Below are 14347 nucleotides of genomic sequence, written 5' to 3' on the forward strand. Positions count from 1 at the left end.
CAGACATTGAAAATCAAAAATTGTTTTTGATGCTTCAATCCTGCGAGTGCCCACACAGATTGCTTGATTCAATTTGTTAAAGAACGTTGCCTTGTTGGCTGAGGCTGCGCATCTTACGCTCCTCGCTTGGAAAGTCAAGCGCCGTAGCGGCTTTTCTTTCCCCGGAAAGTGACAGCGACTGTCGTCTTCCCGTGACCATCCGGCGCCATCCGCCGTGCTGGTGAGGGCGCATTATAAGGATCGGAGCCGGCGTGGCAAGTAGAAAACCACTAAAAAATACCGGTTTGATAGCATTTGGCCAAACCACCAACAATGACACAGCTTTTGCACAGAGTTACCCACAGAGAGAACAACAAAGTCATTCTGGACCGACTCAAATTTCCTCTGCTTTCCAATAGTGTTTGCTCGATTGCTTCACGTGGAACACACCCTTTTCTCATCGACACCCGCCCGATTCCTGCGATATGTTGAAGCTCACACACCACAATCATGACAACGATCACACAGGACAGAGCACAATGCAGTTTTCCACCTTCGGCGATAAATTTACTAAGCACGCCGGAATTACCCAGCTGATGGACGATCTTAACCAGGGCCTGACCAATCCAAACACCATTATGCTAGGTGGTGGCAATCCGGCGCCGATTCCCGCCATGCTCGAATGCTTCCAGCAACATGCCCAACGCTTGCTGGAAAGTGGTGAGCTAGTCAAAGCGATGGCCAACTATGATGGCCCACAGGGTAAGGATCATTTCACCAAAGCGCTGGCTGCGTTGCTACAGCGTGAACTGGGTTGGAATATAACCTCGCGCAATATCGCCCTGACCAATGGCAGTCAAAACGCCTTCTTCTATCTCTTTAATCTGCTGGCCGGTGAATTTGAAGATGGCCGTAAGAAAAAAGTGCTGTTTCCTCTGGCGCCGGAATATATTGGTTATGCCGATTCCGCACTGTCTGAAGATCACTTTGTTGCCTATAAGCCGACCATTGAAAAGCTGCCCGACGGCCAATTCAAATATCATGTCGATTTCGACAGTTTGGAGGTGGGTGAAGACATCGGCGTCATTTGTGTTTCTCGTCCGACCAACCCGACCGGTAATGTGCTGACTGATGATGAGATAGAGCAGCTCGATAAGATTGCCCGCGAGAAGGGCATCCCCTTGCTTATCGATAATGCCTATGGCGTCCCCTTCCCCGGCATTATTTTTAGCGATGTGAAGCCGTTCTGGAATGACAATACCATTCTTTGTATGAGCCTCTCTAAGCTGGGTCTACCTGGCACTCGTTGCGGTATCGTGATTGCCGCCGAGCCGATCATCCAGGCGATAACCAACCTTAGCGGTATTATCAGTCTGGCACCTGGTAGCCTTGGCCCCGCGATGACAATCCCAATGATTGAGAGTGGCGAGATAATTGAGCTCAGTGAAACGGTGATTAAGCCCTTCTATAAAGAGAAGGCTGAGCTGGCGGTAAAACTGCTGCGTGAAGCGATTCCCGACCCGCGCTTTCACATTCACAAACCGGAAGGTGCCTTGTTCCTTTGGCTCTGGTTTGAAGATCTGCCAATTCACTGTGCAGACCTTTACCAACGTCTTAAAGAGAAGAATCTGCTGATTGTGCCGGGCCACTATTTCTTCCCGGGCATTGATGATCCCAACTGGCGTCATAGCCAAGAGTGCATCCGTCTCAACTACTCACAGAGTGAAACACTGGTACGCCGAGGCATCGCCATTCTGGCTGATGAGATCAATACGCTCTACGCCACCATGCCACAGAGCTAAAACGACAGAGGCCTGCGACTGCAGGCCTCATTGTTTATAGGCATGGGTTTATTCCGCTGTGGGCAATGCCAGTGGCTCTGCTTGCCCGATGCCAATTTGACGCGGCTTGAGATGCTCGGGTAACTCACGGGCCAAGTCAATTTGTAACAAGCCGTGCTCAAGTCGAGCGCCTTGAACTTCCACATGCTGGCTCAATTTGAATGAGAGCTCAAAGTCGCGCTCGGTGATCCCCTGATGCAGATAAGTCCGCCCCTGCTCTTGCGAGTGCTTCTTGCCCTGAATCTTCAGGTTACCCTGCTCTGTCTCCAGCAGTAGCTCATCACGCTCAAAGCCAGCGACAGCTAATGTAATGCGGTAACGATCCTGTTCCAGCTTCTCAATGTTATAGGGTGGCCAACCCACGCTCTTTTGTTCGAACAGCCCTTCCAATTCACGGGCCATCCGTTCGAAACCGACGACGTTGGGATATAAAGAAGAAAAGTCGATACGCATGTCTCTATCCTCATTCAAGCAATAGATGGTTTACCGGGCCCGTAGCGCCCAGTGGATTCATAGCGTTAACAGAAGTGGACTCAGCCGTTGATGTCGATGCGACGCGGCTTCATGGCCTCAGGCAACTCACGCACCAATTCGATATGCAGCAAACCATTCTTGAGGTCGGCGCCTTTAACCCGCACGTAATCAGCCAGTTGGAAGCGGCGCTCGAAGCCACGCTCGGCAATACCCTGATACAGATAGTTGCGGTTGGGTTCAGCCTGCTTGTTACCTTTCACAGTCAGCAGGTTTTCCTGAAAACTGATCTCGAGCTCCTCTTGGATAAAGCCGGCCACCGCCATGGTAATCCGGTAATCATGCTCGCCGAGCAACTCGATGTTATAGGGGGGATAACCGCCATTACCGTTGCTCGCGGCTGATTCAATCAGGCTGGCGAGACGGTCAAAACCAATGGCAGAACGATAGAGCGGAGAAAAATCAAAATTACGCATGGAATTACCCTCTAGTGAGCGATAACAGGTTTTTGCCCTCCAAACGGACGGGCGGTAGCGACGGACCCCAACCGGGCATCAACGTCATATTTGCTATATATGGCCGCTCAGATGCGTTTCAAGGGTTCAACCTCACGCAGACCAAAATGGCCCAAACGATATGATAAATGACCTTTGGGCCACTGCTAGATAGTGGCTTTTATCTGGATACTTCTCCTCATCCATTCAGGGAGAAATAACCATGCACATTACCCAAATCCGTAACGCCACATTGCTTGTTGAGTATGCCGGCCAACGTTTCCTAATCGATCCCATGCTGGCGCCCAAGGGTTATCATCCGGGATTTCCTGGCACCCCTAACAGCCATCTGAATAATCCTCTGGTAGATCTGCCGCTACCCGTAGAACAGATTGTTGATGTCGATGCCGTTGTTGTAACCCATATTCATGCTGACCATTGGGACACATTTGCCGAGCAAGCAATCGCCAAAACGCTCCCACTGTTTGTGCAACACGATAGAGATGCCGCAGTCTTGCAAAACGCCGGGTTCGAAGATGTGCGTCCTCTGCTGCAGCGCACGCACTTTGCTGGCATCAGTCTGCACAAAACCGCCGGTCAGCATGGCAGCGACGATGTCATGGCCGTTTTAGGAGAACGCCTGGGTGAAGTCAGTGGTTTGGTGCTATCCCACCCTGATGAGCCAACCCTCTACATTGCTGGCGATACAGTGTGGAATGAGTATGTGGCGGCTGCCCTTGCCCAGTTCCAGCCTGATGTCATCGTATTAAACAGTGGGGATGCACAGGCGATCGGATTAGGGTCCATCATCATGAATAAGGAGGATGTCGCACAGGTATATGCGGCTGCCCCGCAGGCTACTGTGATTGCCAGCCATATGGAGGCGGTGAACCACGCCGTGTTATCCCGCTTGGAACTACGTAACTATCTGGCCGAGCAGAATATGCTGGATCGCGTACTCATTCCTGCCGATGGAGAAGTCATGCAGTTCTGAGTTAGGACAACCAGCCCTCAGATCTCATATGATGATGTTGACCTTCTGACAGGATGACCTGAACCATGTCGCTGCCACATGTGGCTGTGGTTGCTCTGCGTAACTTCAGCCCATTTCACTTTTCGATACCTTGCCTGATTTTTGGCAACATACTCCCCGGGCAGCCCCTGTTCCAGCTCACTCTTTGCGCCGGTGAGCAGCCCCCGCTGACGTCGGCGCAAGGGTTCAGTATTAGCACCGATTGTGGACTGGACGTGCTGCAGCAAGCTGACATTATTGTGCTGCCTTTCTGGCGCACTCCCGCTGAGCAACCGCCCCAAGCCTTGTTGGACGCGCTGATTGCCGCGCACCAGCGCGGTGCGCGTCTGGTTGGGCTCTGTCTTGGTACCTATCTGCTGGCTCATGCCGGACTACTTGATGGCCGTAGAGCCGCGACCCACTGGGAGAGTGAGCAGGACTTCAAACAGCGTTTTCCTGCCGTACACCTCGACACCAACGCACTCTATGTCGAGGATGGCCAACTGCTTACCTCTGCCGGTACCGCAGCGGGTATTGATTGCTGTCTTCACCTGGTCAGAGAGCTTCACGGCAGCCAGATCGCCAACCGGGTGGCACGTCGGCTGGTCGTTGCCCCACACAGGGAAGGTGGACAAGCCCAGTTTATCGAGCAGCCCATCCCCACCTCGACCCGCGATAAACAGATGAATCAGTTGCTCGATTATCTGCGCCTGCACCTTTGCGACAGCCATAGCATCGACAGCCTGGCAGATCGCGTTCTGATGAGCCGGCGTACCTTTACTCGACGTTTTCAACAGGCAACCGGCATGTCTGTTGGCGAGTGGCTGCAGATAGAGAGATTACGCCATAGCCAAGCGTTGCTTGAGACAAGCCAGCACAGTATCGAGCGCATTGCCGAGCTGACTGGGTTTGGTTCTGCCACCTCGTTACGCCAACACTTTCGCGCACGCTTTAATCTTGCGCCTAGCGAGTGGCGCCGTGCGTTTCGCGGTAACACTAAACCTACTCAACGATAAGAAATGATGTCACTCCCTGAGTCATGTTTCACGTGGAACACGACGACCTGAAAACAAAAAGCCGCTCACATAAGGAGCGGCTTCAATTCGTAGCTGTAACTGTTCGCCTGATTAGACGTCGAGGTTTGCCACACGCAGCGCGTTGGTTTCAATAAACTCGCGACGCGGCTCAACTGCATCACCCATCAGGGTGGAGAAGAGCTGGTCAGCACCGACCGCATCTTCGATGGTGACTTGCAGCATGCGACGGGTTTCCGGATCCATGGTGGTTTCCCACAACTGTTCCGGGTTCATCTCACCCAGTCCTTTGTAACGCTGGATGTAGATGCCGCGCTTACCTTCATTCATCAACCACTCGACCGCTTCCACGAAGCTGCTGACCGGCTTGACCTTGTCACCGCGCTTCACGAAACCACCCTCCTCAATCAGGTTGGCGATCTCCTTGCCCAGCGCGACCAGTTGCTTGTACTCCGGCGACTGCAGGAAGTCATGGCTGAGCGGATATTCACGCTCAATGCCGTGCTGACGCACTTGAGCAACCGGAATAAACAGGCTGCGCTCTGGGTCCTGACGGGCCACCAGGTTGTATTGGATACCGTTAGTACCTTCGTTGAGAACGGTGTTAACCGCCGCGCACCAAGCATTGAGTGCCACTTCATCAGCGAGCAGGTCATCAGTCAAGGCCGGGTGGTAGATCAGCTGATTCAGTACCGCTTCCGGAGCACGACGAGACATGCGACCAATCAGCGCAATAACACTGCGATACTGGTTAACCAGACGTTCGAGCGATTCACCACCGATCGCCGGTGCCGACTCGTTAACATGCAAAGTCGCTTCGTCCAGCGCCATGGTGGTCTGGTACTGCAGCAGCGCATCTTCATCCTTCAGATACTGCTCTTGCTTACCCTTCTTGACCTTGTAGAGCGGCGGCTGAGCAATGTAGACGTAACCACGCTCGATGATTTCCGGCATCTGACGATAGAAGAAGGTCAGCAGCAGGGTACGAATGTGAGCACCATCGACGTCCGCATCGGTCATGATGATGACGTTGTGGTAACGCATCTTGTCCGGGTTGTATTCGTCGCGACCGATACCGCAACCGAGCGCGGTGATCAGGGTGCCCACTTCCTGGGAAGAGAGCATCTTGTCAAAGCGGGCCTTCTCGACGTTCAGAATCTTACCCTTGAGCGGCAGAATGGCCTGGTTCTTACGGTTACGACCCTGCTTGGCAGAACCGCCCGCAGAGTCACCTTCCACGATGTAGAGTTCGGAGAGCGCCGGGTCTTTTTCCTGGCAATCGGCCAGTTTGCCGGGCAGACCGGCGATATCGAGCGCACCCTTGCGGCGAGTCATTTCACGCGCCTTACGGGCAGCTTCACGGGCACGGGCCGCATCGATGATCTTGTTGACCACGATCTTGGCATCACCCGGGTTTTCCAGCAGGAAGTCTGCCAGCTTGTCAGCCATGGCCTGCTCAACAGCAGTCTTCACTTCGGAAGAGACCAACTTGTCCTTGGTCTGGGAAGAGAACTTGGGATCTGGCACCTTGACCGAGATAACCGCTACCAGACCTTCACGCACGTCATCGCCGCTGGCAGAGGTCTTGGCCTTCTTGCTGTAATCTTCCTTGTCCATATAACTGTTCAGGGTGCGAGTCAGCGCAGCCCGGAAACCGGCAAGGTGAGTACCGCCATCCCGCTGCGGGATGTTGTTGGTAAAGCAATACACCCCTTCCTGATAGCCATCGTTCCACTGCATCGCCACTTCCACGCCGATGCCATCTTGATCGGTGCTGAAGTGGAATACCTTCTGGTGGATCGGAGTTTTGTTCTGGTTCAGGTACTCAACGAATGCCTTGATGCCACCTTCGTAGCAGAAGAGGATCTCGCGACCGTCACGCTCATCTTCCAGACGAATAGCCACGCCGGAGTTGAGGAACGAGAGTTCGCGCAGACGACGAGCCAGAATTTCGTAGTGGAACAGGGTATCACTGAAGATGGTCGGGCTCGGCCAGAAACGCACTTCAGTACCGGTGCTATTGCTGTCACCGATCTGTTTGAGCGGCGCTTGCGGTTCACCCAGACCATAGTATTGCTCATAGACATGACCCTGACGGCGGATGGTCAGCTTGAGCTTGTCCGACAGCGCATTCACTACTGACACACCCACACCGTGCAGGCCACCCGACACCTTGTAGGAGTTGTCATCGAACTTACCGCCGGCGTGCAGCACAGTCATGATGACTTCAGCAGCAGAGCGTCCCTCTTCCGGGTGGATGTCCACCGGAATACCACGACCGTTGTCGCGCACAGAGACGGAGCCGTCGGAATGAATCTTTACCAGGATCTCGGTGCAATAGCCGGCCAGAGCTTCATCGATAGAGTTATCGACCACCTCGAACACCATGTGGTGCAGGCCCGAGCCATCATCAGTGTCGCCGATATACATCCCCGGGCGCTTGCGGACCGCATCCAGGCCCTTCAGTACCTTGATACTCGAGGAGTCGTAAGTGTTCTCACTCATAGCTTGCTCTCTGCCTTCTTGGGTTCGGAGATCTTGCCTTGTTCCACGTGGAACAACCTGCATTCACTGGCATCCATCATGTCCGCCAGTTGCTCGATGTCGATGGCGGTGACAAACACCTGGGAGGCGCACTCCCTCAGCCGCGCAGCCAGCAGGCGGCGCTTCTCGACATCCAGTTCCGAGGCAAAATCATCAATTAAAAAAATGCAGCCACGACCACTCTGCTCTCTGAGAAACAGTCCCTGGGCCAGCCGCATGGCACATACCAGCAACTTGAGCTGACCGCGAGAGAGAATATCCTGAGCAGGCACACCGTTGGCCTTGAGGCGAACATCTGCCTTCTGGGGCCCGACACCGGTGTAACCCAGCGTCCGATCCCGTTCAAATCCAGCCACCAACAGCTGATCCAGTGGCGTATCTTTCTCCCAGCCACGGTAAAAACCGAGACTGATATCAAACTCGGGCAGGAAATCTGCCGTCATATCCCGGATCAATGGCGAGATGGTCTGACAATAGTGACCACGCATGATCGACAGTTCTTCGCCAAGCCGGGACAACTCCTGATCCCAGAATGCCAGCTGGCGATAATCACTTGCCGTGCGTAGCAGTGCATTGCGCTGTTTGATCAGCCGCCGCACCTTGCCCCACACCCCTAAAAAACCAGGCTCGTTATGGAACAATCCCCAGTCGAGCCAGGCCCGACGTGGTTGCGGTCCACCGGTCAGCAGATCAAATCCATCCGGGTGGATAAGCTGCACCGGCAGCAACTCGGCCAATTCAGCCAACGCTTTAGCCGGTACGCCATCGATCTTCAGCTGCGTCTCACCGCCCTTGTCTTTCGACAAACCCACTGGAATCGAGCGACCGTCGTGCTCCATTCTGGCAAACAGGGTAAAAGCCTTCTCACCCTGTCGAATGACACGGCCCGTGAGATGAGTACGAAAGGAACGACCCAATCCCAGATAGTGGATGGCTTCCAGCACGCTGGTCTTGCCACTGCCATTACGCCCGACCAGAACGTTGAGCCCGGGCGACAGCTCCAGGCTCGCCTGCTCGATATTGCGAAACTGGCTAACCTGTAACTTGTGCAGGGTCACGACTAGATCCGCATCGGCATGACCACGTATTGGGCATCCTGGCTTTCCAGGTCCTCGATGATGGCGCTGCTGATGGAATCGCTCAGACTGATCCGAATCTGCTCGCATTTTAGCGTATTCAGCACGTCGAGCACATAAGAGACGTTGAATCCGATCTCAAGCTCACTGGAGCCATACTGCACATCCAGCAACTCTTCGGCCTCTTCCTGCTCCGGGTTGTTGGCGGTGATGCGCAGCAGGTTCTCTTGCAGGTTCAACCGTACACCACGGAACTTCTCATTGGAGAGAATCGCGGCGCGGGCAAACGCTTGGCGCAGATCTTCACGACCTGAAACCAGCATCTTGTCGCTGCCACGCGGGATAACTCTGCGCCAGTCAGGAAAGCGGCCATCGACCAGCTTGGAGGTATAGATAAAGCCATCGAGCACGGCGCGCAGATTGCTGCGGCCAATCTGCAGGCGCACCGGTTTGTCTTCAGCTTCCAGCAGACGAACCAATTCCAGCACGCCCTTACGCGGCAGAATAACCTGATGATCGGGCAGCGCATCTTGCACCACTTCTCGGCGGCAGGTGGCCAGGCGGTGACCGTCGGTCGCCACGGTACGCAGACCCAACCCCTCGGTCTCGAATAGCATGCCGTTGAGGTAGTAACGCACATCCTGGCTGGCCATGGAGAACTGGGTGGCTTCGATCAGACGCTTAAGCTCAATCTGGCTGATGTCGAACTCCAGCACCGATTCCCAATCTTCGATATTGGGATATTCGCTGGCGGGCAGAGTGGAAAGATTGAAGCGGGAACGACCGGAACGCAGGATCAGGCGATCCCCGTCGGTATTGAGATGAATGTCGGCGCCATCAGGCAGACCGCGACAAATATCCAGCAACTTGCGCGCCGGAACCGTGGTGCGCCCCTCCTGACAGGCACCCACCAAGGGCACCTGACCGATCATCTCAACCTCTAAATCCGTACCCGTCATAGATAGTAAGCCATTACTTACATCCAGCAGGACGTTACCGAGAATGGGCAGGGTCGGCCGGCCACCAAGGGCTCCGGACACCAGTTGCAGGGGACGTAGCAGGGCTTCGCGGCTAATCTCGAGCTGCATCTGTGTTCTCCGTTATCAGGACGAAAGGGTGCGGATCAGGTTGGAGTAGTCTTCCTTGATATCGTGACTCTCCTCGCGCAGTTGCTCGATCTTGCGGCACGCGTGCAACACAGTAGTGTGGTCACGCCCACCGAAGGCATCACCGATCTCGGGCAAACTGTGGTTGGTCAGCTCCTTGGCCAGGGCCATCGCCAGCTGACGCGGACGGGCGACCGAACGGGAACGGCGCTTGGAGAGCAGATCCGCCACCTTAATCTTGTAATACTCGGCCACCGTCTTCTGAATATTGTCGATGGTGACCAGCTTTTCCTGCAGTGCCAGCAGGTCGCGCAGCGCTTCGCGCACGAAATCAATGTTGATGGCACGGCCGGTGAAATTGGCATTGGCGATGACGCGGTTGAGCGCCCCTTCCAGCTCCCGCACGTTGGAGCGCAGGCGCTTGGCGATGAAGAAGGCGACTTCATCGGGCAGATGCATTTTGTTCTCTTCCGCCTTGCGCATCAGGATCGCCACCCGGGTTTCCAGCTCGGGCGGCTCGATCGCTACGGTCAGGCCCCAGCCGAAGCGGGATTTGAGACGATCTTCCACCCCGTCGATCTCTTTGGGATAGCGATCCGAAGTGAGAATGATCTGCTGATTACCTTCAAGCAGAGCATTGAAGGTGTGGAAGAACTCCTCCTGGGAGCGCTCCTTGTTGGCGAAGAACTGGATGTCATCGATAAGCAGTGCATCGACGCTGCGGTAGTAGCGCTTGAACTCTTCGATGGCATTGTTCTGCAACGCCTTCACCATGTCCTGCACAAAACGCTCGGAGTGCATGTAGATGACCTTGGCATCTTGCTTGCGCTCTTTAATGGCGTTGCCAACGGCGTGCAGCAGGTGGGTTTTACCCAGACCAGTGCCGCCATACAGAAACAGGGGGTTATAGGCTCCGCCCGGGTTATCGGCCACCTGGCGAGCAGCTGCGCGCGCCAGTTGGTTCGACTTACCCTCGACGAAATTGTCGAAGGTGTAATTGACGTTGGTATTGCTCTTATGGTTCGGTTCCGGCTTGGGTTCGGGCTTGTTATCCCAACTTTTCTGTAGGTTATGCACAGGCGCGGCTTCACGTACCGGAGCACGTGCTACCACGGGGTGGGCACGGTTGCCGATATCGAAGCGCAGGGAGGGACCTTCGTTTCCATAAAGGTCCTTTATGATACCGTTGACACGGATCAGATACTTGTCGCGAACCCAGTCCAAAACGAACCGGTTGGGGGCATAGAGGGTCAGCGTATCATCGCTCAACTCCGCTTGTAGCGGCCGGATCCACATGCTGAATTCAGCCGAAGGCAACTCATCCTGCAATCGGTTGAGGCATTGCTGCCATAGCGAAGCCGTCACTCTACACTCCCGTCAATCTGTTGAACCAAAGACCGGCCATTTTACGTTTTAAGGGGTCTGATCTCCAGTGATCAGAGTCCGGATCCGGCAAATAAGATCCTTGACTTTGAAGGATCTCTTGCGACGGATCCTGATTCATCCCCAAAGTTACCCACAGGCTGGCTTGCCATGCCATTGCGTCAGCAGATGGTTATTTTTAATAGCTATAAGTTATTTATTAGCGGTTTTTTATTTCATTAATATGCTCATCAGTTTTAAAAACAAAAAACGACAACGAAAGACAACACAGAGAGGTATGACCATGTCGATGAAGCTGATGACCGGTGCCGCTATCCTGCTGGCCGCCCTGTCCACCAACGTAAGTGCCGAAACCATCAAGGTAGGCATGTCCGGCAAATATTTCCCGTTTACCTTCGTCAAACAAGACAAGCTGCAAGGCTTTGAAATTGATCTCTGGAACGAGATTGGCAAGCGCACCGGCGACAAGGTCGAGTTCGTTACCGCCAGCTTCTCCGGTCTGTTTGGCATGCTGGAAACCGGCAAGATCGACACCATTTCCAACCAAATCACCATCACCGACGAACGCAAGGCCAAGTACAACTTCTCCCAGCCTTACGTTTACGACGGTGCCCAGATCGTGGTTCGCAAGGGTAACGACACCATTCACAGCCTCTCTGACCTGGCTGGCAAGAAGGTAGCGGTCAACCTCGGCTCCAATTTCGAAGAGCTGCTGCGCAAGAACGATCCCGAGAAGAAGATCGACATCCGTACCTATGACTCTGCCTTCGAGCAGGATGTTGCCCTTGGCCGAATCGATGCGTTCGTGATGGATCGCGTCTCCACTGCCCAGCTCATCAAAGAATCCAAGCTGCCGCTGCAACAAGCTGGCAAGCCGTTCGAAACCATCGAAAACGCCCTGCCCTTCCTGAAGAAACCGGAGAAGGAAGCACTGCTGAAGAAGGTTGATGGCGCCCTGACCGCCATGCGTGGCGATGGCACCCTGCGCAAGATCTCCGAAAAGTGGTTCGACGCCGACATCACCAGCAAGTAATTCATGATGGAGTTTGACGTCGACTACACCTTGGGGCTGTTTCCCATCCTGCTCAAATACTTGGGCACCACGATGGAGATGGCCCTGTGGGGATTCGCGTTCGCACTCGTACTGTCGCTGATCCTGGCGATAGTACGGGTGTTTCGCATTCCCGTGATCCACTGGCTGGCCATGCTCTATATCTCCTTCTTCCGAGGGACACCGCTGCTGGTCCAGCTGTTTCTGCTCTATTACGGTCTGCCGCAGATATTCCCGATTTTTGTCGGGCTTGATGCTTTCTCGGCTGCCGTGGTGGGCCTCACCTTACACTTTGCAGCCTACATGGCCGAGTCGATCCGCGCCGCGATTCTGGGGATTCATAAAAGCCAGATGGAAGCGGCCCTCAGTATCGGCATGAGCCGACTGCAAGCGATGCAGCGCATCATCCTGCCGCAAGCGGCACGGATTGCCTCACCCTCCCTGATGAACTACTTCATCGACATGATCAAAAGCACCTCGCTCGCCTTTACCTTTGGCGTGGCGGAGCTGATGGGCAAAGCCCAGATGGAGGCCTCCTCCTCGTTCCGCTTCTTCGAGAGCTTTATGGCGGTGGCGCTGATCTACTGGGTGGTGGTGATTATCTTTACCCGGCTCCAGCATCTGCTGGAACTGCGCCTGAGCCGCGCCTATTAAGGAGGTCGTGATGATAAAACTGAGCGGCCTGCGCAAGGCCTATGACGGCAAAATGGTGCTAGATGGCATCGATCTTGAGGTAAAACAGGGCGAAATTGTGGTGATCATCGGTCCTTCCGGTACCGGGAAATCCACTCTGTTGCGCTGCCTCAATCTGCTGGATACCCCCGACGCGGGCCAGCTGACGATCGACGGTCTGGAGTTAAACCTGGCAGCAACCAGCGAGCGGCAAGCCATCGAACTGCGCAAGCGAGCCTCGTTTGTGTTCCAGAACTATGCCTTGTTTGCCAACAAGACGGCACTCGACAACATCGCTGAGGGGCTGGTCACCGTATGGAAACAACCCAAGGCCGAGGCGCGTGCCACGGCGCTGGGCATCCTGCGCGATATCGGCCTGGAAGAGAAACAGGATGCCTACCCGTCCTCCCTCTCTGGCGGACAGCAGCAGCGGGTGGGGATCGGGAGAGCCATGGCGGCTCACTCCAAGGTCATCCTGTTTGACGAACCGACCTCGGCGCTCGATCCGGAGTGGGTGGACGAAGTGCTCGGTCTGATGAAACAGCTGGCGCAACGGCACCAAACCATGCTGGTGGTGACCCACGAGATCGAATTTGCCCGCGAAGTGGCAGATCGGGTGATCTTCATGGAAGGCGGCCGCATCGTGGAACAGGGGCCACCGAGCGAGATCCTGGTTGACCCGAAGGATCCGCGCACCCGCACCTTTTTGCGCAAAGTATTGCGATAGACTCTGTGTTTGGCGGCGAAAGCCGCCTTTTTTCGCACAGGATCCTTGTACCTGGGCAAGCAGGCAGTATAATTCTTTGCCCACGATCCGTCGGATCATCCCCCTTTCGGGATCAGGGATGACTCGGCAGATTGACTAAAAGCCGAACTCTGTTTAGAATTCGGCCTCTTTTGCTAGTCGTCACACGCTCTTAGCTGGCGCGTCGGCTAAGTGTGACAATCAACACTGTACAGTTAGACGGTAAAAAAACATGAAACGTACTTTCCAACCCTCCAACCTGAAGCGCAAGCGCACTCATGGTTTCCGTGCCCGTATGGCCACCGCCAACGGTCGCAAGGTTCTGGCCGCTCGTCGTGCCAAGGGTCGTGCTCGCCTGGTAGTTTAATGCCAACGCACACCTTTCCCCGGGAGTTACGTCTGTTAACTCCCGAACATTTCAAGCGTGTTTTCGCAGAGCCTGTCCGGGCCGCTTCTCCGCAATTAACCCTCCTCGCTGTACCCAATTCGCTCACCCATCCCAGACTCGGTCTTGCCGTGCCCAAGAAAGCCCTCAAGCGTGCTGTCTGGCGTAATCGCCTCAAACGGGTTGTGCGTGAAAGTTTCCGTCTCAAGCAACATCAACTGCCGGCTATCGACATTGTCGTGATTGCCAAGGGCGGTGTCCGTGAGATGGACAACGAGGAACTGTTCAAGTTACTGGAAAAGCTATGGCGAACTCTGTCACGCCGTTGCAATGGGTAGCCATCAAGCTGATACGCCTGTATCAACTGGCGATCAGCCCCCTGTTGGGACCCCGTTGTCGCTTTACACCGACTTGTTCGCAATATGCAATAGAAGCCATCCGACTTCACGGTTTGATAATTGGCGTTTGGTTAGGCAGTAAACGTCTATTAAAATGCCACCCTTTATCCGAGGGTGGTTATGACCCGGTTCCGCAACCCAAGCGAAGAAACTGAC

The 14347-nt window shown here is 54.7% G+C and carries 15 protein-coding genes; 9 read left to right on the forward strand and 6 right to left on the reverse strand.

Annotated elements, in window-relative coordinates:
• Positions 1–518 precede the first annotated feature (518 nt).
• Positions 519–1781: a valine--pyruvate transaminase gene (locus BW958_RS12805; protein ID WP_076576147.1), complete on the forward strand. Its 1263-nt coding sequence runs from the start codon at positions 519–521 to the stop codon at positions 1779–1781.
• Positions 1782–1829: 48 nt separating this feature from the next.
• Here the strand turns inward: BW958_RS12805 and BW958_RS12810 are convergent, their stop codons facing one another.
• Together BW958_RS12810 and BW958_RS12815 are read right to left on the reverse strand one after the other, a co-directional pair.
• The gene (locus BW958_RS12810; RefSeq protein ID WP_076576148.1) at positions 1830–2273 is read right to left on the reverse strand and encodes an Hsp20 family protein; all 444 of its coding nucleotides are present in this window, start codon (positions 2271–2273) and stop codon (positions 1830–1832) included.
• Positions 2274–2353: 80 nt separating this feature from the next.
• Entirely contained in the window at positions 2354–2767 is a 414-nt protein-coding gene (locus BW958_RS12815) for an Hsp20 family protein (protein ID WP_076576149.1), read from the reverse strand.
• Between the two features lie 241 nt (positions 2768–3008).
• On the opposite strand from BW958_RS12815, the gene BW958_RS12820 reads away from it, so the two are divergent.
• A complete protein-coding gene (locus BW958_RS12820) occupies positions 3009–3779 on the forward strand; it encodes an MBL fold metallo-hydrolase (protein WP_076576150.1) in 771 nt (256 codons plus the stop codon).
• Between the two features lie 65 nt (positions 3780–3844).
• Positions 3845–4813 carry a GlxA family transcriptional regulator gene (locus BW958_RS12825; RefSeq protein ID WP_076576151.1) on the forward strand — a complete coding sequence of 323 codons (969 nt, stop codon included), beginning with the start codon at positions 3845–3847 and terminating at the stop codon, positions 4811–4813.
• 111 nt (positions 4814–4924) lie between these two features.
• On the opposite strand, the gene gyrB is transcribed toward BW958_RS12825, so the two are convergent.
• The 4 genes from gyrB to dnaA are packed head-to-tail and all read right to left on the reverse strand — an operon-like array spanning position 4925 to position 10922.
• Positions 4925–7336 (reverse strand): DNA topoisomerase (ATP-hydrolyzing) subunit B, encoded by a 2412-nt coding sequence (gyrB, locus tag BW958_RS12830; RefSeq protein ID WP_076576152.1) that lies wholly within the window; start codon positions 7334–7336, stop codon positions 4925–4927.
• Entirely contained in the window at positions 7333–8433 is a 1101-nt protein-coding gene (recF, locus tag BW958_RS12835) for a DNA replication/repair protein RecF (protein WP_076576153.1), read from the reverse strand. The genes gyrB and recF overlap by 4 nt, the downstream gene beginning before the upstream one ends.
• 2 nt (positions 8434–8435) lie before the next feature.
• Positions 8436–9539 (reverse strand): DNA polymerase III subunit beta, encoded by a 1104-nt coding sequence (dnaN, locus tag BW958_RS12840; RefSeq protein ID WP_076576154.1) that lies wholly within the window; start codon positions 9537–9539, stop codon positions 8436–8438.
• Between the two features lie 15 nt (positions 9540–9554).
• Positions 9555–10922: a chromosomal replication initiator protein DnaA gene (gene dnaA / locus BW958_RS12845; RefSeq protein ID WP_076576155.1), complete on the reverse strand. Its 1368-nt coding sequence runs from the start codon at positions 10920–10922 to the stop codon at positions 9555–9557.
• A 295-nt stretch (positions 10923–11217) separates the two neighbouring features.
• Here dnaA and BW958_RS12850 point away from each other — a divergent pair, with 295 nt between their 5' ends.
• The 6 genes from BW958_RS12850 to yidD all read left to right on the forward strand — a co-directional run bounded on the left by BW958_RS12850 (position 11218) and on the right by yidD (position 14346).
• Entirely contained in the window at positions 11218–11973 is a 756-nt protein-coding gene (locus BW958_RS12850) for an amino acid ABC transporter substrate-binding protein (RefSeq protein ID WP_076576156.1), read from the forward strand.
• 3 nt (positions 11974–11976) lie between these two features.
• Positions 11977–12645, forward strand: a complete 669-nt coding sequence (locus BW958_RS12855) for an amino acid ABC transporter permease (protein ID WP_143233084.1) — start codon at positions 11977–11979, stop codon at positions 12643–12645.
• Positions 12646–12655: 10 nt separating this feature from the next.
• Positions 12656–13390 (forward strand): amino acid ABC transporter ATP-binding protein, encoded by a 735-nt coding sequence (locus BW958_RS12860; RefSeq protein ID WP_076576157.1) that lies wholly within the window; start codon positions 12656–12658, stop codon positions 13388–13390.
• Between the two features lie 250 nt (positions 13391–13640).
• Positions 13641–13775 carry a 50S ribosomal protein L34 gene (gene rpmH, locus BW958_RS12865; RefSeq protein WP_005351555.1) on the forward strand — a complete coding sequence of 45 codons (135 nt, stop codon included), beginning with the start codon at positions 13641–13643 and terminating at the stop codon, positions 13773–13775.
• Positions 13775–14131, forward strand: coding sequence for a ribonuclease P protein component (gene rnpA / locus BW958_RS12870; RefSeq protein WP_076576158.1), 357 nt, complete (start codon positions 13775–13777; stop codon positions 14129–14131). The genes rpmH and rnpA overlap by 1 nt, the downstream gene beginning before the upstream one ends.
• A complete protein-coding gene (gene yidD / locus BW958_RS12875) occupies positions 14098–14346 on the forward strand; it encodes a membrane protein insertion efficiency factor YidD (protein WP_076576159.1) in 249 nt (82 codons plus the stop codon). The genes rnpA and yidD overlap by 34 nt, the downstream gene beginning before the upstream one ends.
• Position 14347 lies beyond the last annotated feature (1 nt).

This window comes from Aeromonas sp. RU39B (assembly GCF_900156095.1).
Lineage (GTDB): Bacteria > Pseudomonadota > Gammaproteobacteria > Enterobacterales > Aeromonadaceae > Aeromonas.

Bases quoted from the DNA above. Each gene is read 5' to 3' on its own strand.
- BW958_RS12805 (WP_076576147.1), top strand. From the start codon at position 519: ATGCAGTTTTCCACCTTCGGCGATAAATTTACTAAGCACGCCGGAATT.
- BW958_RS12810 (WP_076576148.1), bottom strand. From the start codon at position 2,273: ATGCGTATCGACTTTTCTTCTTTATATCCCAACGTCGTCGGTTTCGAA.
- BW958_RS12815 (WP_076576149.1), bottom strand. From the start codon at position 2,767: ATGCGTAATTTTGATTTTTCTCCGCTCTATCGTTCTGCCATTGGTTTT.
- BW958_RS12820 (WP_076576150.1), top strand. From the start codon at position 3,009: ATGCACATTACCCAAATCCGTAACGCCACATTGCTTGTTGAGTATGCC.
- BW958_RS12825 (WP_076576151.1), top strand. From the start codon at position 3,845: ATGTCGCTGCCACATGTGGCTGTGGTTGCTCTGCGTAACTTCAGCCCA.
- gyrB (WP_076576152.1), bottom strand. From the start codon at position 7,336: ATGAGTGAGAACACTTACGACTCCTCGAGTATCAAGGTACTGAAGGGC.
- dnaN (WP_076576154.1), bottom strand. From the start codon at position 9,539: ATGCAGCTCGAGATTAGCCGCGAAGCCCTGCTACGTCCCCTGCAACTG.
- BW958_RS12850 (WP_076576156.1), top strand. From the start codon at position 11,218: ATGACCATGTCGATGAAGCTGATGACCGGTGCCGCTATCCTGCTGGCC.
- BW958_RS12855 (WP_143233084.1), top strand. From the start codon at position 11,977: ATGATGGAGTTTGACGTCGACTACACCTTGGGGCTGTTTCCCATCCTG.
- BW958_RS12860 (WP_076576157.1), top strand. From the start codon at position 12,656: ATGATAAAACTGAGCGGCCTGCGCAAGGCCTATGACGGCAAAATGGTG.
- rpmH (WP_005351555.1), top strand. From the start codon at position 13,641: ATGAAACGTACTTTCCAACCCTCCAACCTGAAGCGCAAGCGCACTCAT.
- rnpA (WP_076576158.1), top strand. From the start codon at position 13,775: ATGCCAACGCACACCTTTCCCCGGGAGTTACGTCTGTTAACTCCCGAA.
- yidD (WP_076576159.1), top strand. From the start codon at position 14,098: ATGGCGAACTCTGTCACGCCGTTGCAATGGGTAGCCATCAAGCTGATA.